The 22,447-nt window shown below is 35.4% G+C and carries 25 protein-coding genes; 8 read left to right on the forward strand and 17 right to left on the reverse strand.

Features of this window, described 5'->3' with window-relative positions:
• Positions 1-6: 6 nt before the first annotated feature.
• The 11 genes from rplT to BXY58_RS04850 all read right to left on the reverse strand — a co-directional run bounded on the left by rplT (position 7) and on the right by BXY58_RS04850 (position 8,235).
• The gene (rplT, locus tag BXY58_RS04800) at positions 7-351 is read right to left on the reverse strand and encodes a 50S ribosomal protein L20 (RefSeq protein ID WP_074233035.1); all 345 of its coding nucleotides are present in this window, start codon (positions 349-351) and stop codon (positions 7-9) included.
• Positions 352-472: 121 nt separating this feature from the next.
• Positions 473-670 carry a 50S ribosomal protein L35 gene (rpmI, locus tag BXY58_RS04805; protein WP_027384637.1) on the reverse strand — a complete coding sequence of 66 codons (198 nt, stop codon included), beginning with the start codon at positions 668-670 and terminating at the stop codon, positions 473-475.
• A gap of 160 nt (positions 671-830) precedes the next feature.
• A complete protein-coding gene (gene infC / locus BXY58_RS04810) occupies positions 831-1,361 on the reverse strand; it encodes a translation initiation factor IF-3 (RefSeq protein WP_120212689.1) in 531 nt (176 codons plus the stop codon).
• 71 nt (positions 1,362-1,432) lie between these two features.
• Entirely contained in the window at positions 1,433-3,376 is a 1,944-nt protein-coding gene (thrS, locus tag BXY58_RS04815) for a threonine--tRNA ligase (RefSeq protein ID WP_120212690.1), read from the reverse strand.
• Between the two features lie 153 nt (positions 3,377-3,529).
• On the reverse strand, positions 3,530-4,027 hold the full coding sequence (locus tag BXY58_RS04820; RefSeq protein ID WP_120212691.1) for a hypothetical protein: 498 nt from the start codon (positions 4,025-4,027) through the stop codon (positions 3,530-3,532).
• Between the two features lie 323 nt (positions 4,028-4,350).
• On the reverse strand, positions 4,351-4,854 hold the full coding sequence (locus BXY58_RS04825; RefSeq protein WP_147366808.1) for a hypothetical protein: 504 nt from the start codon (positions 4,852-4,854) through the stop codon (positions 4,351-4,353).
• A gap of 153 nt (positions 4,855-5,007) precedes the next feature.
• Positions 5,008-5,187 (reverse strand): hypothetical protein, encoded by a 180-nt coding sequence (locus BXY58_RS04830; RefSeq protein WP_120212693.1) that lies wholly within the window; start codon positions 5,185-5,187, stop codon positions 5,008-5,010.
• 11 nt (positions 5,188-5,198) lie between these two features.
• Entirely contained in the window at positions 5,199-5,810 is a 612-nt protein-coding gene (locus tag BXY58_RS04835; protein ID WP_120212694.1) for a DUF4230 domain-containing protein, read from the reverse strand.
• Between the two features lie 113 nt (positions 5,811-5,923).
• Positions 5,924-6,469, reverse strand: coding sequence for a TlpA family protein disulfide reductase (locus BXY58_RS04840; protein WP_120212695.1), 546 nt, complete (start codon positions 6,467-6,469; stop codon positions 5,924-5,926).
• Between the two features lie 21 nt (positions 6,470-6,490).
• Entirely contained in the window at positions 6,491-6,958 is a 468-nt protein-coding gene (locus tag BXY58_RS04845) for a pyrophosphohydrolase domain-containing protein (RefSeq protein WP_120212696.1), read from the reverse strand.
• A 137-nt stretch (positions 6,959-7,095) separates the two neighbouring features.
• Entirely contained in the window at positions 7,096-8,235 is a 1,140-nt protein-coding gene (locus BXY58_RS04850; protein ID WP_229728404.1) for an acyl-CoA dehydrogenase family protein, read from the reverse strand.
• Positions 8,236-8,354: 119 nt separating this feature from the next.
• Here BXY58_RS04850 and BXY58_RS04855 point away from each other — a divergent pair, with 119 nt between their 5' ends.
• From BXY58_RS04855 to BXY58_RS04880, 6 genes are all read left to right on the forward strand, one after another.
• Positions 8,355-8,882 (forward strand): ribonuclease domain-containing protein, encoded by a 528-nt coding sequence (locus tag BXY58_RS04855; RefSeq protein WP_120212697.1) that lies wholly within the window; start codon positions 8,355-8,357, stop codon positions 8,880-8,882.
• A gap of 130 nt (positions 8,883-9,012) precedes the next feature.
• The gene (locus tag BXY58_RS04860; RefSeq protein WP_120212698.1) at positions 9,013-9,300 is read left to right on the forward strand and encodes a barstar family protein; all 288 of its coding nucleotides are present in this window, start codon (positions 9,013-9,015) and stop codon (positions 9,298-9,300) included.
• Positions 9,290-9,742, forward strand: coding sequence for a GNAT family N-acetyltransferase (locus BXY58_RS04865; RefSeq protein WP_120212699.1), 453 nt, complete (start codon positions 9,290-9,292; stop codon positions 9,740-9,742). Before BXY58_RS04860 ends, BXY58_RS04865 begins: the two co-directional genes overlap by 11 nt.
• 132 nt (positions 9,743-9,874) lie before the next feature.
• On the forward strand, positions 9,875-10,909 hold the full coding sequence (locus BXY58_RS04870; RefSeq protein WP_120212700.1) for a T9SS type A sorting domain-containing protein: 1,035 nt from the start codon (positions 9,875-9,877) through the stop codon (positions 10,907-10,909).
• Positions 10,910-10,935: 26 nt separating this feature from the next.
• Positions 10,936-11,439 (forward strand): DinB family protein, encoded by a 504-nt coding sequence (locus BXY58_RS04875; RefSeq protein WP_120212701.1) that lies wholly within the window; start codon positions 10,936-10,938, stop codon positions 11,437-11,439.
• Positions 11,439-11,765: a hypothetical protein gene (locus tag BXY58_RS04880; RefSeq protein WP_120212702.1), complete on the forward strand. Its 327-nt coding sequence runs from the start codon at positions 11,439-11,441 to the stop codon at positions 11,763-11,765. The genes BXY58_RS04875 and BXY58_RS04880 overlap by 1 nt, the downstream gene beginning before the upstream one ends.
• Positions 11,766-11,769: 4 nt before the next feature.
• Here BXY58_RS04880 and lnt read toward each other — a convergent pair whose 3' ends face one another.
• The 5 genes from lnt to BXY58_RS04905 all read right to left on the reverse strand — a co-directional run bounded on the left by lnt (position 11,770) and on the right by BXY58_RS04905 (position 16,871).
• Positions 11,770-13,419: an apolipoprotein N-acyltransferase gene (gene lnt, locus BXY58_RS04885; RefSeq protein ID WP_120212703.1), complete on the reverse strand. Its 1,650-nt coding sequence runs from the start codon at positions 13,417-13,419 to the stop codon at positions 11,770-11,772.
• A 173-nt stretch (positions 13,420-13,592) separates the two neighbouring features.
• Positions 13,593-15,251, reverse strand: coding sequence for a gliding motility-associated ABC transporter substrate-binding protein GldG (gldG, locus tag BXY58_RS04890; protein ID WP_170144194.1), 1,659 nt, complete (start codon positions 15,249-15,251; stop codon positions 13,593-13,595).
• Positions 15,252-15,264: 13 nt separating this feature from the next.
• Complete coding sequence (locus BXY58_RS04895; RefSeq protein WP_120212705.1) at positions 15,265-15,465, reverse strand: hypothetical protein; 201 nt, start codon at positions 15,463-15,465, stop codon at positions 15,265-15,267.
• A 42-nt stretch (positions 15,466-15,507) separates the two neighbouring features.
• Positions 15,508-16,236, reverse strand: coding sequence for an ABC transporter permease (locus tag BXY58_RS04900; protein ID WP_120212706.1), 729 nt, complete (start codon positions 16,234-16,236; stop codon positions 15,508-15,510).
• A gap of 68 nt (positions 16,237-16,304) precedes the next feature.
• Positions 16,305-16,871 (reverse strand): CopD family protein, encoded by a 567-nt coding sequence (locus BXY58_RS04905; protein ID WP_120212707.1) that lies wholly within the window; start codon positions 16,869-16,871, stop codon positions 16,305-16,307.
• Positions 16,872-17,017: 146 nt separating this feature from the next.
• Here BXY58_RS04905 and BXY58_RS04910 point away from each other — a divergent pair, with 146 nt between their 5' ends.
• Positions 17,018-19,180, forward strand: coding sequence for a M12 family metallo-peptidase (locus BXY58_RS04910; protein WP_120212708.1), 2,163 nt, complete (start codon positions 17,018-17,020; stop codon positions 19,178-19,180).
• A gap of 227 nt (positions 19,181-19,407) precedes the next feature.
• On the forward strand, positions 19,408-21,561 hold the full coding sequence (locus tag BXY58_RS04915) for a M12 family metallo-peptidase (protein WP_229728403.1): 2,154 nt from the start codon (positions 19,408-19,410) through the stop codon (positions 21,559-21,561).
• Between the two features lie 45 nt (positions 21,562-21,606).
• On the opposite strand, the gene BXY58_RS04920 is transcribed toward BXY58_RS04915, so the two are convergent.
• Entirely contained in the window at positions 21,607-22,434 is an 828-nt protein-coding gene (locus BXY58_RS04920; RefSeq protein WP_120212709.1) for an SAM hydrolase/SAM-dependent halogenase family protein, read from the reverse strand.
• Positions 22,435-22,447 lie beyond the last annotated feature (13 nt).

Raw genomic sequence — 22,447 nt, forward strand, 5'->3', positions numbered from 1 at the left:
TTGTAATTATTTTACTTGATCTACAACAGCTTTGAAAGCTTCAGGGTGGTTCATTGCAAGGTCTGCAAGAACTTTTCTGTTTAGCTCGATGTTGTTTTTCTTAAGAGCTCCCATAAACTGAGAGTAAGATAATCCGTGCTCTCTAGCACCCGCATTGATACGAGTTACCCAAAGGCTTCTGAAGTTTCTTTTCTTCTCTTTTCTACCACGGTAAGCATATTGCATTGCTTTTTCTACCGCGTTTTTAGCTACAGTCCAAACGTTCTTTCTTCTACCGAAAAAACCTTTAGCTTGCTTAAGTACTTTTTTTCTGCGCGCTCTAGACGCTACAGCGTTTACTGATCTTGGCATAATGTTAATTGTTTTTTTGAAATGTGCGGTAATTATTTCATTACTCTTAGAGGCTCCATTTCAGGGTTAAATTGTTGAATTTGTTTTGAATTCTTATAAACCGGATATAGATTTATAAAAACTACTTAATTGCTAATTGTCTTAAAACACTTTTCGTGTCCACAGCAGCAACGTAAGAAGTTTGCGTTAGATTTCTCTTTTGCTTAGTTTCTTTCTTAGTCAAGATGTGGCTTTTGAAAGCATTCTTTCTTTTGATCTTACCAGTTCCGGTAAGAGCAAAACGCTTTTTAGCACCTGATTTCGTTTTTAATTTTGGCATTGTTCTGCTTTTTATAATTTGTTATCAATATTTACTTTGATTCCCAAACATAATTAGGAATAATAGTTTGCAAAATTACTAAAAAATGTTCAAAGTAAAAAAACAAAAACCTCAAATTTAAATTCGAGGTTAATATATTGAATAAAGATATTCAGTAATCTTATTTTGCTGGCTTTTTCGGACTCATCATCATAATCATTCTTTTACCTTCAAGCTTAGGAAGCTGGTCAACTTTTCCAACGTGTTCCAGATCCTGAGCTAACTTCAGAAGAAGAATTTCTCCCTGATCTTTGAAGATGATAGAACGTCCTTTGAAGAATACATAAGTCTTCAGCTTAGAACCTTCTTCCAGGAATTTTTCAGCATGCTTTTTCTTGAATTCATAATCATGATCATCAGTCTGAGGCCCAAATCTGATTTCTTTTACAACTACTTTTACTTGCTTAGCTTTTAATTCCTTCTGCTTTTTCTTTTGCTCGTATAAGAATTTTTTATAATCCAGAATACGGGAGATGTAAGGTTCTGCCTTATCGGAAATAACCACAAGGTCCAGTTCCTGATCTCTTGCTATTTCTAAAGCTTTTGCCAGCGGATAAACTCCGGGTTCAACGTTTTCTCCAACCAAACGTACTTCTTTTGCTCGGATTTTATCATTGATTTGATGAAGGTCTTCCTGGACTGGGCGTCTCATCGGACCTCGGCTGTTGTTTCTTTTTAGTGCTATGGTTTTAAAATTTTAAAATTAATATTTGTTCTAAGGTTCTATTGGTTTCCACCTAATTCAAAATCTGGTTTTGCCTGTTGTTTGAAGTATGTTATAAACGCATCAACGCTCATTTCTCCTAGGTCACCTTCGCCTCTTCTTCTAACAGAAATTGTACCATTATTTTCCTCGTTCTCACCTACAATTAGCATAAATGGTAGCTTTTTCAATTCGGCATCACGAATTTTCTTGCCTGTTTTCTCGTTTCTGTCGTCTATTAAGCCGCAAATATCGTGATTTTCCAATAATTGTGAAACTTTTTTTGCATAATCTGCATATTTTTCACTAATAGGCAAGATGGTGAATTGCTCAGGGCTCAGCCAAAGAGGAAAGTCTCCTGCAGTGTTTTCAATTAGAATCGCAATGAAACGTTCCATAGATCCGAATGGCGCTCTGTGGATCATCACGGGTCTATGTTTTTCGTTATCGTTACCATTGTACCACAGGTCAAATCTCTCTGGCAAATTGTAATCAACCTGGATTGTTCCCAGCTGCCAGCTTCTTCCTAGGGCATCTTTCACCATAAAGTCTAGCTTAGGACCGTAGAAAGCCGCTTCGCCATATTCAGTAACAGTCTTAAGCCCTTTGGATTTTGCTGCTGTAACAATGGCATTTTCTGCTTTTTCCCAATTTTCATCGGAACCGATATATTTTTCTCTGTTGTCAGGATCTCTTAATGAAATTTGTGCTGTAAAATCAGCAAATCCAAGCGAACCAAAAACATATAAAACTAAGTCAATAACTTTTTCAAATTCCTGTAACAATTGGTCCGGTGTACAGAAAAGGTGCGCGTCATCCTGAGTAAATCCACGAACTCTTGTCAAGCCGTGTAATTCCCCTGACTGCTCATACCTGTAAACTGTTCCAAATTCTGCATAACGTTTTGGTAAGTCTTTGTAAGACCATTGTTGTGCTTTGTAAATCTCGCAGTGGTGAGGACAGTTCATTGGCTTCAACAAAAACTCTTCCCCTTCGTTAGGTGTTTTGATTGGCTGGAAGCTGTCTGCTCCATATTTGTCCCAGTGTCCGGAAGTTACATATAATTCTTTTGCTCCGATATGTGGGGAAATTACGAATTCGTAACCTTGTTTTTTTTGGGCTTCTGATAAGAAATTTTCTAGTTTTTTTCTCAGCGCCGCTCCTTTTGGTAACCAAAGTGGAAGACCAGCGCCAACTTTTTCTGAGAAAGCAAAAATGCCTAATTCTTTTCCTAATTTTCTGTGGTCACGTCTTTTAGCTTCCTCAAGTTTTTCAAGATATTCAGCTAATTCTTTTTGTTTAGGGAAAGAGATTCCGTAAACTCTTGTCAGCTGGGGATTTTTCTCATCGCCTCTCCAGTAAGCTCCGGCTGCATTAAGAATCTTCACAGCTTTTACAATTCCTGTTGAAGGGATGTGACCACCTCTACAAAGATCTGTGAAGTTATCGTGTGTAACGAAAGTAATCTCACCATCAGGAAGATTTTCAATCAATTCAGTTTTGAAAGGATTGTCCGCATATTCTTTCAACGCTTCAGCTTTAGAAACCTCACGTAAGTTAAAAGTTGAATTTTTCTTGGCGTTTTCTAAGATTTTCTTTTCTAATTTTTCAAAGTCCTTTTCAGACAATGGCTCTCCACCGAAATCCACATCATAGTAGAACCCGTTTGCAATTGCAGGTCCTATTGTCAGCTTGGCATTAGGATAAAATTCCATAATCGCCTGAGCCAACAAGTGAGCAGACGAATGCCAGAATGCTTTTTTTCCCATATCGTCATTCCACGTCAAAAGCTGCACTGTAGAATCCTCCGTAATCGTGGTGTCTACTTCTGTCTGTTGTCCGTTTACGATAGCAGAAATCGTGTTTCTTGCCAAACCGTCACTTATACTTTGCGCAACTTGTAGTGGAGTAACTGCTCCTTCATATTCTCTGATGCTGCCATCAGGAAGTGTAATTTTTAGCATAATGGTTTAAAAATAATGTTTGCAAATTTACGAAATTTCAGGAAATTAGCCACGAGATAATTTTGCATTTAAGTTAATTAATTACAAAAAATAAGGACTGAAAAATCTCAGTCCTTATCACTATGTAAAGTTATATATCAGGATGTATGGTTTTTAATCTTTTTTACCTTGCGAATCCATCTCGTCAGACATCCCTTTTTCCGGAGTATAAGCCGCTTGTCTCTCGTCCGTGAAGTATAGATCATTTTTAGCCTTAGCGATAATTCTTGCTCTTTTGCTTTCGGAGATCGGATATTCGTGGTGGGTGTCTGCGTACTTTCCCGAGATATAATCTCTGGTTTTTTCTTCGATGTCGATGGCACCGTTTTCATCCAAAATGTTTTTCACAGCATTTGCATCATCTTCGTTATCGACATAAACAGTTACAGTATCGCTGTCCACACTGGCATATTCATAACGATCCTGTTCCAAAGTGCTGTTATCAAATAACCAATGCCAAAATCCTTTTTTCTTGTTGTTATCCACGCTTTCTAATGCTTGTTTTTCTGAGTGTGAGATGGTATAATCATAAAATCCCGCATTTTCTAATTTGGTAAGGACCTCATTACATTCCTTTTCATTGGGGAATAGTCCAAAAACAGTGTAAGACATAATAATATTTTTTTGGTGTTAAACATATTTGCCAGGTACTGAACAAAAATTGTGGCAGAAGAGAAAACACAGCAAACTTTAACATATTTTAATAGTTAAATCCAAGTCAGTGATAATAATTGGGTGACTACATCCGTCTCCAGCTCCGCTCTTTTGCTCGTCATAGCCTCTCGCAAAAAGCAGCTCCATACGCCGGGGCACACTTTGCAGAATGAAACATTTTGTCAAATAAAAAACCTTCTGCAAATAGGAAGGTTTTATTTTTAATTATTAAGTCTTAATTTACATACACTTCTGTGGTCCGACAATACAACTTTTACCATCTACTGAAATTTAGTAATGCCTAATCCGTCGATTTCGTCGGCAATTCTTTTGGCGTGCAAATGGTGTGGTTTTCTATCATTGGTGAAAAAGAGATTGTTTCTTGCTTTGGCAATGATTCTTGCGTTAACAGCCTCAGAAATTAATTGGTTTGGATGAGAAACAGAATAGTTTTCAGTCATATAATCCTGAGTTTTTTCTTCAACATTCACAGCGCCATTATTGTCTAGGATATCTCTCACGATGTGTGCGTCCTGTTCTGTTTTCAGATGAACGGTTATCGTGTTGTGGTCGATACTTGCGTATTCGAAACGGGCTCTGTCAAGATGATTGTCATCAAATAACCAATTCCAAAACCCATTTTTCTTCTCAATGTCTACATTTTGTGAAATTTCCTCGTCAGAATGAGAAAGATTGTAGTCATTGTAACCTGCGTTTTCCAATTTTAAAAGGACTCTGTCAACATCCATCTGAGTGGGGAAAAGCCCTACAACAATATATGACATAGCTGTAAATTTTTTTGGTGAAACGAAATTTAAAGAACACGGAAAAATCAAAATTTTATCTTTTGATTTCGATATTAAATATACATTAATTTTCTTAAATAAATAAGCCTTTCAGAATAAATTGAAAGGCTTATTGTATTTTTTAGTAAAAAATTACTTTTCTGTATTGTCTGTTTTTCCATCCTTATTGATTTTCGAACCTTTGTCAATATCTTGTTTATCGATATCAGGCGGATTCTTTTTATCAGATGCAGCAGGGATATTTTTAAAATCTTCATTCTGCTTTTTATTCTCAGCAGAATTGTTGTTTTCGTTTTTTTTATCAGGATTCATAACGTTAATTTTTATAATTCGGTGGAAGGAAACGTATTCGTTTTGTCTTCTATCGAATAATGCAAGGCTTTTGCCAAAACAAAAATTTCGTTAAGATTTTCTTTCAGTTGTTTTTTGCTTTCCTGTTTCAGTTGTTCCTGATTCACGCTTTTTGCCATATTTTTCTTGGCAGATTCCATAATGCTGTTGATATCGCTTTGCTTGAATCTATTCACCGCATAATCATCCATAAAATGAATTTTTACATCCGGAAAAATCTTGATTTCTGGCTGAGGTAATTCATTAATGATCACTTTTTTGTTAACCGTATCTACATCGATTTTCATTCTCTTCAAATCGTAAGAAACCTGGGCTTTTGCAGTCGTGTAAAGAACCATTTCTCTTGGAAGAATATCGAATCCGGCAATGCTTGCTGCAGAACTTTTATGGGTTTGAAAACTGGAAAAATCCTGCTCCAAAACAACCATTTTGTTCATTTTCTGGATTTGATTCGTGATCAGATAATAATCCTGATTCACCAAAGCTGCTTCATCTTTTTTGTTGCAGCTGCGCCACGACAAGAAAACAAAAACCGTGAGAATAATCCCGAAAATAAAAGAAAGTAAACCTGTATATTTATTCATTGATTTAGAATTTATCAGCATTATTTAAACTTATTAAAAGACACTTTGACAAGTTCAGTGTGACAACTCTAATACTAAACGATTGTCAGTCTGAGGCTCTCGAAGACTTAAAACTATTTAAACAAACCTGAATTATTATCTTTTTTCAGAATGTTAAGCAAATCTCTTTCCAAATAGCCTGTTTCCGGCATTTCTGTGATCCTTCCGATTTCTTTGCCGTATTTTTTCACAATAATCGTAGGAACTCTGGTCACGTTGTAAAGACCTTCCTCGCCGGCTGGCGATTCTTTTTTACGGTTCACTGCGATGATTTGCATTTTCTCTGTGTTGTATTTCAACGCATCCAAAATTTTAATCAATCTCGGGAATTCTCTGTGGCTATCCTCGCACCAGCTTCCCACAAAAACAACCAGGCTGTAAGAATTGAGTTTTTCTTTTTTTAATTCTGTCAAACTGGTTTGGTCAATCTGATAACGGTTGTACTCCTCATCAAACCAGGTTTTGTACGGCTCTTTTTTGAATTGGTCGAACGTCTGAGTTCCTAAGAGCATTTTACCGTCGTTTTTGGATTCTACTTCTCGGTTGACAATCACTCTTTCTGCACAAGAATTAATAGCCGTCAATGCGATAATTCCTAATATTATTGAGGTTTTTCTCATTATAATTTTGTGACTTTGTGGTTACTTATTAATAATGTCTGCTAAATCAGCTGCAGAATAATATTTGTTCTTAAGAACCTTGTTATCCGCCACTCGGTGAACATTGTATTTGTCGCCGGACTTTTCGTAATAAGCATCAGTTCCTTTGGCTTTGTAGAATTCTACCGTTTCCTGAGCTTGCACTTCGTTATCACAAGCTTTTGACATATTAGAACGCTGGACTTCATTAAACAATTTAACAAATTTCTCTCCCAAACCAAATTCCAAAACAGCACCGCTCAAAACATACTGCAAATCGCAAAGTGCATCTGCCACTTCTACCAAATCATTGTCTTCGATGGCTTTTTTTAGCTCATCTAATTCCTCTTGTAAAAGACTGACTCTTAAAGCAGCACGTTCTTTTGAAGGAATCTGTGGTGTGTCAAGAATTGGGGCATTGAAGGTTTTGTGAAATTCGGCTACCTGATTCAGGCTATCTAATTTTTCCATTATTTTTCTAAAATTTTAACAAATATAAAAAATGCCGTCCAAGGAGACAGCATTTATTTTTATTAACCGCAAAAGTCACAAAAGTTTTTATGTTTGAATCTTTTGTGACTGTTACGGTTTTATTAGTATCAAAAATTCTAATCGCAAATATCTCTTCCAATCACCAATCTCTGGATTTCAGAAGTTCCTTCGCCAATGGTACATAATTTAGAATCTCTGTAGAATTTCTCAACCGGGAAATCTTTCGTATAGCCATAACCTCCGAAGATTTGAACCGCATTATTGGAAATTCTTACACAGGCTTCGGAAGCATACAATTTGGCCATTGCACCTTCACGTGTCATTTTTTGTTTGGCATTTTTCAAGTCAGATGCTCTTCTGATTAATAATTCTGAGGCATCAATTTCTGTTGCCATATCCGCCAACATAAAGTTTACAGCTTGGAAACTTGAAATCGATTTTCCAAATTGATGTCTTTCCTGAGCATATTTAAGAGCCGCTTTGTAAGCACCTCTCGCAATTCCCAAACTCAAAGCAGCGATAGAAATACGACCGCCATCTAGGATTTTCATTGCCTGTTTGAAACCGCTTCCAACTTCTCCTAATCTGTGAGAATCCGGAACACGAACATTATCGAAAATCAATTCTGCAGTTTCGGAAGCACGCATTCCTAATTTATTTTCTTTTTTACCGGAAGTGAATCCTGCCATTCCTTTTTCCAGAACAAAAGCTGTGGAATTATTTTTTGCGCCTTTTTCTCCAGTTCTTGTCATTACCACTGCAATGTCTCCGGAAATTGCGTGTGTGATAAAGTTTTTTGCACCGTTGATAATCCATTCGTCGCCGTCTTTTACAGCTGTTGTGGACATTCCGCCTGAGTCAGAACCTGTGTTATGTTCTGTTAATCCCCAAGCGCCGATAACTTTTCCGGATGCTAATTGTGGTAACCATTTTTTTCTCTGCTCCTCATTCCCGAATTCATAAATATGATTCGTACAAAGTGAATTATGAGCCGCAACAGATAATCCGATGGAAGGATCAACCTGAGAAATCTCGTCCAAAATGGTCACATATTCCTGATAACTAAGCCCAGAACCGCCATATTCTTCAGGAATTACAATTCCCATAAAACCTAATTCTCCCAATTGATGAAACAATTCTACAGGAAAAGTCTGGCTCTCGTCCCAATCCATAATGTTTGGGCGAATATTTTTTTCAGCGAAATCTTTGGCCGTTTCGGCAATCATTTTTAAATTATCCATCGTAGCGGTATCCATATTTTTATCTTTGCTGCCAAATATAGAAAAATTAGGTTAAGGACAAATTTTTTTTAAAATTTGTTTTTTCTTCTGTAAGAATCAAGGTTTTCATTATTTTAGCATAGAAATTTTCATCAATGAATCCAAAACTGAAAACCCTGTTTTTCTTTCTCATCGGAGCATTTGCCGGAATATTGACAATGTATCTGATTTCGAATTATAAAATCGAGAAGAGAAATAAAATCCCGACGGAAGCTGGAAATCAAAAGCCTGATGTTGTTCAATCTGAGAATAAATCCGAAACTAAATTTGATGCTGAAAAACCTTTTGAAGGAAGTTCAATAGAAGAGTTGACGAATGAAACAAAAGTTATTTCTTTCTTGAAGTCAAATCATCAATTGCCGGATTATTATATCACAAAATCAGAAGCGAAAAGTCAAGGCTGGAATCCTTCCAAAGGTAATCTTTGCGATGTTTTGCAGGGAAAAGCCATTGGCGGAGATAAATTCAGTAATCGTGAAAAAAAATTGCCAAAAGGCGAACAATATTACGAAGCTGATGTGAATTATAATTGCGGAAACCGAGGCGCCGATCGAATTGTCTTTACAAAAAATGGCGATGTTTGGCTCACGAAAAATCATTATAAATCGTTTGAGAAACAATAGTCAGAAGCTTGAGGTCAGAAGTCAGAAGATTTCTGATTCGGTTCTTTCAGTTTGTTCAGAATGAAATTAAAATTCAATATTAAAAAACTTCGGACATCGGTCTTCCGACTTCCGACAAAATTATAGAAAAATGAAAGAAATATATATAGATTTCGTCGACATTGGCGATTACGAAGACTTTTACGAACAACTGAAATCAAAATTAGAACTGCCGGAACGTTTTGGCGATAATCTGGATGCATTGTTTGATGTAATTTCCGGAGGATTAGAAATGCCACTTCATCTGGAATTTGTGAATATGAGCGTTGACCAATTGGAATTATTTGAAGATCTTCTGACAACTTTGGAAGATTCTGAAGATGAGGTGGAAGGCTTTACATTCAGTTATTATCTTGAACAATACGAAGATGAAGAATAATATCAGAAAAGCGACTCAGGACGATTTGGTTCAGCTTTCTCAATTGTTTGATGAGTATAGAATGTTCTATCATAAAACAACTGATTTAGCCGGGGCTCAGCAATTTTTGGCCGAAAGATTGGAGAAAAACGATTCTGAGATTTTTGTAGCAGAGGATGAAGAGAAATTGGTTGGGTTCACGCAATTGTATCCGCTTTTTTCATCAACAAGAATGAAACGTTATTGGCTTTTGAATGACCTTTACGTTAATTCGAATTCCCGTGGAAAAGGGTTTTCCAAGGCTTTAATAGAAAGTGCGAAAGAGCTTTGCAAAACTTCCAATTCTTGCGGAATGTACTTAGAAACCGGAAAAGAAAATAGGATTGGAAATCAATTATATCCAAGTGTGGGTTTCAAAAAATATGATGGAGTGAATTTTTATGAGTGGACGATAGAATTATAAATTTAAATGTTAATTTGCATTATTTTTATTCTTGAATCTAATGAATGTATCTGCAATCAAATCAACAATTGATTTAGATTTAGTATAATATATTTTCATAATTTATTTTTTTATATCTTTAGAAGAAAAACTATGAAAAAACTATTTAACCTACTGTTTTTAGCATTTGTGCATTTTGCATTCTCACAAAATATAAATTTTACGGATGCTAATTTTAAAAGCTTCTTATTAGAATCTAATTCAACTAATGGATTTGTACGTGATCTCAATAATAATTCTATAAAGTTAGATCAAAATAATGATGGCGAAATCCAGATTTCTGAAGCAGAGAATGTATCTCTTATAAGTTTCAATGGGAGATTTAGTGATTTTAGTTATACTGTTTTTTATTTTTGGGGGCATTATGATAATCCTTTAACAATAAAAAATATTTCTTCATTAGAAGGGCTCAGTAATTTTAAGAATTTGAAAGTTTTGGACTGCGCTTATGCCAAAATAACTACAGTAGATTTTACGAATCTCAGCAAATTAGAACAGTTGATCTGTAAAAAAAATCAGATTACATCTTTTACGAATTTCCAATTTGTAAAATCACTGATTGCTTTGGATTGCTCTTATAATATATTGGAAACATTAGACCTGTCTCAATCTTCTTTGAGTATGCCCGACAGAGCGTACGTTTTGTTCAGATTTAATAATAATAACTTTAAAAGTCTAAATCTTCAAAATGGTAAAAATACGAGTTGGTGTATCCTAGCTGACTGGATGTCTTGTCCGTTTTCTAGTGAGGCTGGAAATATGTTTAGCACTTGTTGTTATCCACCCAAAATTGAAAACAATCCTAATCTCACAGATTTAAAAATAAATTGCAACGAATTCGGATATCCGCCTTTTGCTGTAGATAATTGTGAGGTTCAAAGTACGGAAGAGATAGTTAACTTGAATGATAAAATTAAAATATCTCAAAATAAGTCTAATGGTATCCTTACTATTATGAGTTCTTTAAAAATTGACAGCTATGCAATCCTTGATATGTCTGGAAGAGTTTTGAAAAGTGAAAAAACAGATAATAAAAATATTGATATTTCTTATTTTAATAAAGGTGTTTACATCATTAAAGTTGAAACCAAACAAGGGGTTGCAAATTTAAAATTTATCAAAAATTAAAATTCGACTTAACGAAGTCGCTAACTATGACAGAATTCGAAAAATATATACAACGTTACCTTGATTTAGTTCCTTCGGAACATTGGATTGAAGAAATGAAAATGGCTTCTGATGAAACTTTACAAATCTATGAGTCGCTTTCCGAGGAACAAGGTGATTACGCTTATGCGGAAGGAAAGTGGAGTTTGAAAACATTGTTGCAACATCTTATCGATACAGAAAAAGTATTTGCTTATCGTGCACTCAGATTTTCCAGAAAAGACCAATCTTTGGTTTCGGGATTTGATGAAGAAGCTTGGGCAGATCATTCTTATGCAGATAGAAGAACTTTAAAAAGTTTGATAAAAGAATTCAAATTAACCAGAAAATTATCAATCAAGTTCTTTAAAAATCTTCCGGAAGAAGCCCTGCAATTGATTGGAATTGTGAATGGAAATGACATCAAAGTGGAAACCATCGGGAAATTAACAGTTGGTCACAACATTCATCATTTGAATATTATTAAGGAAAGGTATTTGCCAAATTTATAATGAATTTCTCAGAAGAAATATTAAATACTGCATTGGAGATGTCAATGGAATTCGGTGAGAATTGGTTGAGGCCTATTCACGAAAGAATTCATAAAAAGTATCCTGATATTTCTTCTGAGGATTTGGATAAATTAAATTCTATTTGCAAAAAGGTTAATCAATTTGCCAATAATTATATTTACAAAGGCGGTTCGGTTATCAATGGAGAAATCGAATTTGTAAATTTTAATCAATTCAAAAAAGATATTTTGTTAAAATACAGTTGGATATCAGAAAATAACTTGAGCTATTTATACAGTCAAAGTTGTTATTACGCAAGAAAATGATTTCCTATTTTTTCCTACTCAAATACTTTCTCCCGGGAATAAAAAGTAGCAACGCACCAATTACGAAAAGACAAATTCTGGAAAGAAAATCGCCGCTTTTGGTATAAAACGTTTCTTTGTCAATCAGATTGACTTTTGCGGTTAATGCGCCTTTTGCACCGTAAGGTAATTCGTCTACAATATCGCCTCGGGAATTGATGTGCGCACTTGTTCCACTATTCGCTGCTCTTGCAATTTCTCGTCTGGTTTCTATCGCACGAAGCTTTGCATAAACCAGCAATTGCTTATGACCTTGCGAATAGCCCCACCAAGAATCGTTGGTTATAATGGTTAAAAGATTGGCTCCTTTCTTGACATAACCAGTCACGAATTCTCCATAAATACTTTCGTAGCAAATGATTGGCGCAATTACAGATTTGTTGTAAGGATTGGCAAAAACTTTTCGTTCGTTGGAAATTCCAAGAGAGCGCGTTGTTCCGCCTAAATCCAACATTGCATCGCCTAAAATTGGCTTAAAAACTTTGATGTAAGGAAAAATCTCAACGCCGGGAACGAGCATTGCTTTATGGTAAACTTCGGGTTGTTGATTCGGGATAATTTGGATTGCAGAATTATACTCGTCCAGCCAAATGCCTTGTCTGTCAAGAAAACTCGCTGTTGATGGTTTTTCTTCGTCTTCTCTATAAACATAATAGCTGGAAATTCCGCCAGAGAAAACAGATTTCGGATGTTGGGAAAGGAATCCTTTGATATTATTAATCAACAAACTATTATTAAAACCTCTTTCGCTGAAACCTCCAATTCCCGGGAGTGAAGTTTCCGGTGCAAGATATAAATCGATTTTTGATTTTTTATCGCTTTGTAAAACCGAATTTTCTGTAGCCAATTTTAGCAAATCACTTTCAATTGTCAAACTGTCTTTCTGATATTTTTCGGTATATGGATCCAAAGCTGGTTGAAGCATCGTCACATTAATTGTTCCGATTGGTTTTACAGAATAATTATAATATTTAACTAAAGAAATGACCATTGGAAGAATGATAAAACCTGCTGTCATCAAAACATTTTTAATCAAAGATTTTCTGATTCTTCCAGCTTCCCAAATTCTTATCGTATAAAATACCAGAACATTACAAATCAAAATCCAGAAACTGCCGCCGGTGGCACCTAAAGTGTCATACCACTGAACAAACTGATGATATTCTGCAAAGACATTTCCGAGATTCAGCCAAGGCCAGGTAAATTCCCAAATGAGATGAAGCTTTTCAAAACACATCCAAATCGCTACAAAAAAGACCAATCCGAAATAAGTTCCCTGACTTTTTTTATAAATATGATAAAACACAAAAACCAACGCCATAAAAAATGAATTGGTCAAAACTGGAAACAAAACTGCCAAAAGAGATTTGCTTCCGTCAGGCAATTGCGAATTGTAAAGCCAGCCCGTCGTAACCCAATTCCAAATCAAAAATGTGAGGTATGAAAAACAAAAAACTGCCAATCTTTTCTTTTTGATATCGCTGAATTTTGCAATGTTGTGTTCCATCATCAAAAGCGGAACCCAAGCAAAAAATATAAAAAACGGAATCCCGTATGTCGGCCACGAAATGGCTAACAAAACGCCCGAAATTAAAGCAAGTAAAAGGTTTTTCATTGTTTTAATATTTTCAAACCACAAAAGTCACAAAAGCTATCATCTTTTTAAATTTTTCAAATGTTCAAAAAAGAACATATTATTTAAATTATCTTTTTTGCTCTTTTACAAATTTTCTGTACTTGATTTTCTTTTGTGACTTTTGTGGTTCAATTATTAATTTTAAACATATATTAAGAAAACATTTTCTTTCTCAAGAAATAAAATCCGGCTCCTAAAGCCCCTAGAATTCCTAACGGTAAAAGCAGATTAAACCATTGCCAATCGGATTTTTCTGAATCAATTCTTTGTCTGTCGAGCAATCTCACTTCAATTGTTCTGTCTCTTAGTTCCATTATATTGCTGTCGTCTAACAGGTAATCCAAAGCATTTCTCAAAAATTGTGCGTTGCCGTAATGTTCTTTGGTCAGCAAATCTTCTCCCAAAGGAAGTGGTTGTCCTTTCCAGATTTGATTTCTGGCAATATCACCATCGGCAATCACGAGCATTTTATTCTCAGGACTTTGAGCTTTGAATCCAGGATAAGAATTCTTCTCGCTTCTTGTCGCATAAGCAGATTTGAATTTCCCTTCCAAAGCCACCGCAAAAATCTTCGGTGGAGTTGGGCGTTCCATTTCTCCGATGCTGTCTGTTCTTACGATTTCAGAAAGTGCAATGTAATTCGGAACAGTTTTGCTAGTGGTTCTTTCGCTGGATTCGAAAAGAACTTTGGTTTTGATATTTGGTCTTCCCAGTGTATCAATCGAAGTCGGAAATTCGAATTTTACAGGATTGATGTTTTTGGTAATCGGATTTTTGGTTTCAGCGATTCCTAACGGGAAATAAGGCCAAAGGAAACTGCTATACTGTGGATTACCGGCAACTTCACCCGAAACAATTCTTACCAACGCCGATTTTTTCATATCCTTTACCAACGCCGGATTAATTCTCAATCCATAATTAAACATAAAATCAGTCAGATTAAGGTCAATCGGATAAGCCATTATTTTCTTGGCCTGGAAAAGGGTGTCCATTTCAGCATTGACTGCATCAATCATCCAAAGTGTTTTTCCGCCATTCATAATGTATTGGTCAAGAATCACCTTTTCATTATCAGTAAAAGCCTTTCTTGGTTTTGCAATAACCAGAGCGTCCATTTGTTTTAGTTTAGAAACATCTGCCAAAGACAATTCAGTTTTGTTTTCCGGAATGATGGGACCAATATTGTAATTCTCCATTGCCAAATCCAAAAATCCACGGAATTCATCCGGACTCAATTCTTGCTGGTTCACCAAGAAACCAATATTCTTCGCCGTTTCTTCCGTCATTCCTTTGATAGTGGAAGCGAAGTTATATTCTAAGTTCTCAATGGATTTGTTCAGTTGTGTCGCTGCGTCAATTCCGGATTGCTGAACAATCAATGGAACAGAAGTTCCATAACCATTGTATTTAATAGCAGCATAAGGAAACATCACGATTTCGGAGATCTTCCCGTCTTTCATATCAGGAAGAATCGAAGGCTGCATTCCCATTCCTTTCAATGTATCCTGCGGGATTTTCTCAGCAATCGGATCACGGAATTTATAATCGATTTTCGGATTGATTTTTCGGAACTCGTCCAGCATAAATTTAGTTTCGTTCGAAAGCTGTTTGAAAGAAGCCGGAAAATCGCCTTCCAGATAGACCTCAATCGTCATCGGTTTTTTTACATTTTCCAAAACTTTGATTGTTGATTCCGAAAGTGTGTAGCGTTTTTCAGCCGTCAAATCAAAACGTTTATAGACAAGTCCGCTCATCCCGATAATCAGGAGAACAGCTATGATAATCAAAGTGATTTTATTTTTTTTATTCATCTTTATTTAGTTGTCAGTTGAAGGATTTTTTATTTTGATCTTCCACCCTTTTTGCATCAACTTCCATCCTTTTTGCCTCTTCGTCGAAGCTTTTAGGCTTTAAGTTGAGCCTATAAGGCTCGTTTTCTATCCTTTTAGAGTGGTTTTTGAACCAAATAGGCTGGTTTTCCACCCTTTTTGTGTCTTTATCGAGCCCTTTTGGCTGGATTTCCACCCTTTTTGGCTGGTTCTTAATACTTTTTTCTTGATTCTTTCCTTATTTCTTTTTCCAAACAAACCAGCTTGCCAATCCTAATCCTAAGAATATGACGAAAAGAAAATAGCAGACGTCTCTTGTGTCAATTTGGCCTCTTGTAAATACCAAAAAATGCTGGTAAAACCCTATATTCTGCAAAATATAATCTGCTCCTCCCATTAATTTATAACTTGCCAATTGCTCAATCCCAAAATAAAGAATGAAACAAAGGAAAACGCCCAACAGATAAGCCATAATTTGGTTCGATGACAGCGACGAAGCTAAAATCCCGACTGCGGAAAAAGCGGCAATCAGAATAATCAAACCGATATAACTTCCGAAAGTCATACTTCCGTCTATATTGCCTTCCGGAACGCCCAAAACGTAAACAGTATAATAATAAACCAACGATGGCAACAAACATAAAATGCCAACCAGCCAAACGGAAAGAAATTTCCCGCCAACGATTTCGGTAATTTTCACCGGTTGAGAAAACAGCCAAAATAAGGTTCCGGATTGTTCTTCCTCAGCCAAAGTTCTCATACTGATTGCGGGAATGATGAACATAAAAAGCCAAGGAGAGAGCACAAAGAAACTTTGCAGTGTCGCACTTCCAATCTCGAAAAGATTAAAATTGTTCTCGAAGAAGAACAGGAATAATGCGGAAATAATACTGAAAGCAGCGATGATAAGCCACGCATTCCAGTTTCCGAAAAAATTCCAAAGTTCCTTTTTGAATATAGCTATCATAAATGGTTGTAGAGTTTGAGTGTATTAGAGTTTTAGGTTTTATTGTTAGACCGATGCTTTTGAATTCTTCAGTCTTTACTCTTTGTTCTTTTATCTTTATTTTTATTCACCAGTTTTACAATCGAAGTTATCAGAATAATGATTCCAAAAAACCCGAGTAATAACTGCCACCAATATTGTATAACGGAATATTTGAGAATTACTGTAAAAACAACTGCGAATAAAATAAATGTTGCAATCTCATTGAATTGTCGAAGCTTGATATTCGGAATCGAGAGTGTGTTTCCGTTGAGGTTTTTCAGTTCTTTCACTCGTTTCCAGCACCAGAAATGGTAAACTCCAAGTCCAATAAGAAATGTCAGTTTCAAATGAAACCAAGGTGTTTTAAGTAATCCGGAATTAAGAAAAATCATAGTGAGTCCACTTAACAACATCAGAATTCCGGCGGGAACAGTGATTATATTCCAAAGTCTGACTGCCATAAAGCTGTATTGATTTCTGAGAATCTGCTGTTTCACTTCATCAAACTCATCAGTATCCTTATAATAGACAAATAATCTCACGAGATAGAAAATCCCGGCAAAATAACTTACCATAAAAATAATATGAATTGCCTTGATAATCGTGTAAAGCATCTACGGATTTTTTGCAAAGATACTTTTATTTGCTTGAAGATAAAATTTGAATTAAATCATCTGTATTAGGTTATTGATATTAAGTTTAGATTTTTATAATCATATTTTGATTTAAAATCTTTATATTGTGCCAAAATAATAATTCTATGAAAACAAAATTACAATTGTTTGTCTTTTTAGTTTTCGGTATTTTGGGTTTCGCTCAATTAAGACCAATTGCTAAAGAAGTCAATGATTATCATTCGAAAAGAATCAATTTTCAATCAGTTAAACTTTTTGATCTTGATAATTCAGGAAAACAAACAGCTTATCAGCAAGCAGCCAGAGATCTGAAGGTTTTGAATCTGGATGGAAATAAACTGTCAAATATTCTGCTAGAACGACCAGAAGCTATAGAATTCACTTTTCCTTTTGAGAATAAAGAATTGGTACTTGAAATGGTAAAAGTAGATATTTATTCCCCAGAATTTCAAGTTGAAACTAATAAAAGGAAAATTAATAATTATAAAAAGGGCGTTTTCTACAGAGGAATTATTAAAGGAGATAACAAATCGGTAGTTGCTTTTAGTTTTTTTGATAATGATATTGTTGGGATTGCATCTGCGCCTCAAATAGGAAATGTGATATTAGGAAAGGCTAAAAATTCTGACGATTTTGTGGTTTATAATGATCAAAAATTAACGGGAAGCAATCCTTTTATTTGTGCAGTAGATGAGTTGATGGAAAATGAAAAGCAGAAAGCTAGTTTTGATCCAAAAACTTCAAAAGCACCACAAGTGACTAATAATTGTGTAAGAGTTTACTATGAAATATGCAACCAGCCTTTTCAGCAAAATGGTTCCAGTGTAGTCAATACGGTTAACTGGATCTCAGCTGTGCATAATAATATCAATACGCTGTATGTCAATGATGGTGTAAAAATGTCTCTTAAAACTGTTAAGGTTTGGGAAACCGCAGATCCTTACACAGGAACATATAATCAGAATCTTACTGCATTCAGAGCTAATACACCAACTTTTGACGGAGACTTGGCACATCTTGTCAACTACCCCGCGACAACCAGTGTTGCTTATCTTAATTCGTTATGCAGTTCCAATAAATATGCTTATTCTGGGATCAATATGACTTATAGTAATGTTCCAACTTATTCCTGGACTATAATGGCAATGACACACGAGATGGGACACTCGCTAGGGTCTCCACATACGCATGCCTGTTTCTGGAACGGTAATAATACACCTATTGATTGGTGCGGTCCAACTGCCAGACCTGCAATTATTGATAGTGAGGGGTTAAATTGCTCATCCGATGTAATACCTGAAAATGGTGGAACAATAATGAGCTACTGCCATCTGATGCCTGTAGGCGTTAATTTTTCTCTAGGTTTTGGGGAGCAGCCAGGCGCTTTGATAAGACAGACAGTTGATTCCAAAGCTTGTTTAGGGACAGATTGTATCAATGTTTGCGGTGTTACGATTACCGGTTTAGGAATTAGTAATACAACAAAAACAACCTTTACTGCTACTATCTCCGATATAACCTCAACGCAATGGAAATACAAGGTGTCAAAAATGGATGGTACAGTTTTGAAATCTGAAAATACCAATGTGAAAACAATCACTATCACTGATCTTTTACCCGCAACTTTTTATAAATTGGAGGTTGGAACAGATTGTTCAGGAGCTTATCAACTAAGTCAAATTATCTTAACGGATGATGACTGGTGTGGCAAAACCATTACGGATTCTGGTGGTGTAGATGGAAATTATACCAATGGTGAAATTTGGACCAAGACTTTTTATCCAGATAATTCTAATCAAAAACTTAAAATTACTTTTCAGGAATTTGATTTGGAACAAGGTTATGATTTTCTAATGATCAGAAATGGAACTGCAACTTCTCCAACTTTTTCTGGAGCGGCTAATTTAAGCGGAACATCACTTCCAGCTTCATATCAATCCACGCATTCAACAGGGGCTATCACTATTACGTTTCGTTCAGATTCCGAAGTTACGGCAAAAGGATTCAAAGCTTTATTGGGTTGCTCAACATTGGGTATTGATGAACTTACAGATTCTAAGGAACCAATGCTTTCTCCAAATCCTGTTAAAAATCAATTTATTTTGAAAGGAATACCAAATATTGTCAATGTTGAAGTTTATGATTTATCTGGAAAATTATTGAAAAAATTTGATCAGAAAAGTTTGGCAAAAAAATCATTTGATGTTTCCAAATTAAAATCAGGCTATTATATAGTGAAAATAAAAACCGATAAAGAGACTATCAGTAAGAAAATAGTAAAAGAATAATTGTTTTGCATTAGTAATTAAATAGCCGAAAATAAGTTTTTGGCTATTTTTTTTGATTTTTAATCAATTTATGATTTGTTACTCTAAGCTATTTTTATTGTTATATGAAAATAAATCAAATTTGATTATAAATTTTAAATTAATATAAAACTGTTAAAATGTAATTTGAGGAGTTGATTCTGAAAAAAAAACCTTTTTTTTGTAGGATAAATTTAATTATTCTAATTATGAAGAGAATTTTACAACTGCTATTTTCTGTATGTATTACGGTTTTTGGGTTTTCTCAAAGTCTCAAACCGATTGCGCAGAAAGTGGCAGCACAAAAATCAGCGAAAAAAACTTTCGCAAAATTTAGTCCTTTTACAAAAGATGTTGCATCAAAAAATGCTGCAACTTACAAAAATGAAGCGGAAGGTGTGACGGTAATGCAGTTGAAACCGACAGAATTACAGAGAATTGTAAACGAAAAACCAGAAACTATGGAAATGGATTTTCCGTTTGAAGATGGAGAGGTTACAGTAGAATTGGTTAAAAATGAAATTTTCGCCGGAGGTTTTAAAGTAGGAACTGATAAAGGAGATGCTAATTATACACCTGGGGTTTATTATCAAGGTATCATCAAAGGGGATAATACGTCTGTTGTTGCCTTCAGTTTTTTTGATAATGATGTTGTTGGTGTAGCTTCTACAAATCAATTTGGAAATATCGTTGTGGGGAAAACTAAAAGTTCTCAAGATTTTGTGTCTTACAGTGATTACAAGTTGAAATCTCAAAATCCGTTCTCTTGTAGCGCGGATGAACTTCCGGAAAATCAAACTAAGAAAATATCATTTGATCCCAACAAGAAAAAAGCGTCCAAAGATGCTAACAGTTGTGTAAGAATTTATTTTGAAGTTGGTTATGGACCATATACACAGAATGGTTCTAATGTAGCTTCTACGGTGAATTGGGTCACGGCTTTGTTCAATAATATCAAAACACTCTATGATAATGAGAACGTAAAAGTAGCAATGAGTGAAACTTATGTTTGGACAACTACAGATCCATATGCTGGCCAACCAGGAGTGATACTTAATCAATTCAGAACGACGAGAACTTCTTTTAATGGAGATCTTGCTCAGTTGATTAGGAATCCTGCAACGACGAGTGTTGCTTATGTTAATTCACTTTGTAGTATTTATAAATATTCTTATTGTGGTGTAAATAATCAAAACATTGCTGTTCCTACATATTCTTGGAATATCGAAGCTATGACACACGAGCTAGGACATAACCTTGGTTCTCCTCATACTCACGCCTGTGCTTGGAATGGTAATAATACAGCTATCGATGGTTGTGGACCAGCGTCAGGAAATGATGAAGGTTGTGATGGGCCACTTCCTACAACAACCAAAGGTACTATTATGAGTTACTGTCATCTTGTAGGTTCAGTAGGAATCAGCTTTGCTAACGGTTTTGGACAGCAGCCAGGAGACTTGATTAGAGAAACTATTGCAGGGAAACCTTGCCTTGGTTCAGACTGTATTGCTTCTTGTGATGTTACCGTTACTGGAGTTACAGTTAGTAATCTTGCAGCTAACACTGCTACTGCAACAATTGTAGATGCTACAGGAACAAATTGGAAGTATCGATTGACTAAAACGACGGATGGAAGCGTAATAGCATCTGGGTCTACAACCAACAAAGTGTTGAACTTCACAAATCTTGAAGCTAACTCTTTTTACAAAATTGAAGTAGGAACAGATTGCGCTTCAACTTACCAACAAAGTCAGATTTTCATTACAGATGGTTCATGGTGTGGTAAAATAATTACAGATACAGGGGGCGAAAATGGAAATTATTCTAATAATGAAAAATGGACAAAGACTTTCTATCCGGATGTAGAAGGGCAAAAGCTAAAAATAACATTTACAGAGTTTGATCTTGAAAGTACGACTGATTACTTAATGATTAGAAATGGATTAGCCAATTCTCCAGTCTTTTCAGGCGCAGCAAGATTAACAGGAACCACAATTCCGGACTCTTTTGAATCTACTCATGCTTCGGGAGCTATCACCCTTATCTTCACTTCGGATGATGCTGGAACCAGAGCAGGTTTCAAAGCTAATTTTAACTGTACGGCATTAGCTGTAGATGATGTGGTAAACTCTAAAGATATTGTATTATCTCCTAACCCGGTTAAAAATCAATTCACATTCAAAGGAATCAATAAAATGGTTTCTGTAGAATTGTATGATATCTCTGGAAAATTACTTAAACAATTCGATACAGAAAGTTTGTCAAAAAATACCTTTGACGTTTCCAGATTGAAAACTGGTAATTACGTTGTGAAGGTTAAAACTGAGAACGACAGCTTTACTAAGAAATTAATCAAAGAATAATATATCTTCAAATAAAAATAAAACCGGCAAATATTGCCGGTTTTTTTATACAAATTCTACATAGATTTTCTCTCCGGTACTCATCCCGAATAGGGTAGAAGCACCATTCAGCACACTGCCTTTATAAATGGTGATTTCCAAGAGGTCAGCATCATTGAAAATAACAGATGATTTCCCGTGGAATTCCGGTTCCCTGTTCCAATCCGTCACGACATCTGTATATTGCTCCATAATTTTTGACAATACAATATTTCGGAATCTTACCGTGAACTCCCCATTAATTGCTGCATGCTTTTCGAAAAATTTTCGGCTGATATTGGAAACCACATTCCCGAAGTTATCAATATACATCACTTCACCAACAATCATTTTTTCAGCTTCGTTATAGATCGCTTTTGGGAAAGAGATATCTTTTATTGTTTTAATTTTTCTGCCAATCACTTCCGGTAATCCGCCTTTGTAAAGATGCATTGCTGCAGGAACAAAAATATCTGTCGATGGAAAAGAAACCTTGTCATCAAATCTGTTATTCAAAGTTATTTCATAGATAGCTTCTGGTTTAATGTCAAAAAACATCAGGTTAATGATTCCATTATCCGCACAAATGAAATAATGACCATCTATTTTGGTAATAATATTCTTCCTAGATTTATGATGAAAGCTGTCCACAGAAATGATATGGATGCTTTCTTCCGGAAAAAATTTATAGGCATTTCTTACAATATAAGCAGTTTGCAAAAGGTTATAAGCCATTATGTTATGAGTGATATCAACTACTTTTACATCCTCGCTCCAGCTGAGTATTTTACCTTTGATGCTTGCGACCCGATGATCCACAAGTCCGTAATCTGAAGTAAGCGTGATGACTGACATTTGATAAGATTTG

This window comes from Epilithonimonas arachidiradicis, from assembly GCF_003610695.1.
GTDB classification, from domain to species: domain Bacteria; phylum Bacteroidota; class Bacteroidia; order Flavobacteriales; family Weeksellaceae; genus Epilithonimonas; species Epilithonimonas arachidiradicis.

Bases quoted from the DNA above. Each gene is read 5' to 3' on its own strand.
- BXY58_RS04840 (WP_120212695.1), bottom strand. From the start codon at position 6,469: ATGAGAAAAACCTCAATAATATTAGGAATTATCGCATTGACGGCTATT.
- BXY58_RS04920 (WP_120212709.1), bottom strand. From the start codon at position 22,434: ATGTCAGTCATCACGCTTACTTCAGATTACGGACTTGTGGATCATCGG.
- BXY58_RS04850 (WP_229728404.1), bottom strand. From the start codon at position 8,235: ATGGATACCGCTACGATGGATAATTTAAAAATGATTGCCGAAACGGCC.
- BXY58_RS04835 (WP_120212694.1), bottom strand. From the start codon at position 5,810: ATGAATAAATATACAGGTTTACTTTCTTTTATTTTCGGGATTATTCTC.
- BXY58_RS04915 (WP_229728403.1), top strand. From the start codon at position 19,408: ATGAAGAGAATTTTACAACTGCTATTTTCTGTATGTATTACGGTTTTT.
- BXY58_RS04875 (WP_120212701.1), top strand. From the start codon at position 10,936: ATGACAGAATTCGAAAAATATATACAACGTTACCTTGATTTAGTTCCT.
- BXY58_RS04880 (WP_120212702.1), top strand. From the start codon at position 11,439: ATGAATTTCTCAGAAGAAATATTAAATACTGCATTGGAGATGTCAATG.
- rplT (WP_074233035.1), bottom strand. From the start codon at position 351: ATGCCAAGATCAGTAAACGCTGTAGCGTCTAGAGCGCGCAGAAAAAAA.
- thrS (WP_120212690.1), bottom strand. From the start codon at position 3,376: ATGCTAAAAATTACACTTCCTGATGGCAGCATCAGAGAATATGAAGGA.
- BXY58_RS04825 (WP_147366808.1), bottom strand. From the start codon at position 4,854: ATGTCATATATTGTTGTAGGGCTTTTCCCCACTCAGATGGATGTTGAC.
- BXY58_RS04900 (WP_120212706.1), bottom strand. From the start codon at position 16,236: ATGATAGCTATATTCAAAAAGGAACTTTGGAATTTTTTCGGAAACTGG.
- rpmI (WP_027384637.1), bottom strand. From the start codon at position 670: ATGCCAAAATTAAAAACGAAATCAGGTGCTAAAAAGCGTTTTGCTCTT.
- gldG (WP_170144194.1), bottom strand. From the start codon at position 15,251: ATGAATAAAAAAAATAAAATCACTTTGATTATCATAGCTGTTCTCCTG.
- BXY58_RS04855 (WP_120212697.1), top strand. From the start codon at position 8,355: ATGAATCCAAAACTGAAAACCCTGTTTTTCTTTCTCATCGGAGCATTT.
- BXY58_RS04905 (WP_120212707.1), bottom strand. From the start codon at position 16,871: ATGCTTTACACGATTATCAAGGCAATTCATATTATTTTTATGGTAAGT.
- BXY58_RS04910 (WP_120212708.1), top strand. From the start codon at position 17,018: ATGAAAACAAAATTACAATTGTTTGTCTTTTTAGTTTTCGGTATTTTG.
- BXY58_RS04870 (WP_120212700.1), top strand. From the start codon at position 9,875: ATGAAAAAACTATTTAACCTACTGTTTTTAGCATTTGTGCATTTTGCA.
- BXY58_RS04845 (WP_120212696.1), bottom strand. From the start codon at position 6,958: ATGGAAAAATTAGATAGCCTGAATCAGGTAGCCGAATTTCACAAAACC.
- BXY58_RS04865 (WP_120212699.1), top strand. From the start codon at position 9,290: ATGAAGAATAATATCAGAAAAGCGACTCAGGACGATTTGGTTCAGCTT.
- BXY58_RS04830 (WP_120212693.1), bottom strand. From the start codon at position 5,187: ATGAATCCTGATAAAAAAAACGAAAACAACAATTCTGCTGAGAATAAA.
- BXY58_RS04860 (WP_120212698.1), top strand. From the start codon at position 9,013: ATGAAAGAAATATATATAGATTTCGTCGACATTGGCGATTACGAAGAC.
- BXY58_RS04820 (WP_120212691.1), bottom strand. From the start codon at position 4,027: ATGTCTTACACTGTTTTTGGACTATTCCCCAATGAAAAGGAATGTAAT.
- lnt (WP_120212703.1), bottom strand. From the start codon at position 13,419: ATGAAAAACCTTTTACTTGCTTTAATTTCGGGCGTTTTGTTAGCCATT.
- infC (WP_120212689.1), bottom strand. From the start codon at position 1,361: ATGAGACGCCCAGTCCAGGAAGACCTTCATCAAATCAATGATAAAATC.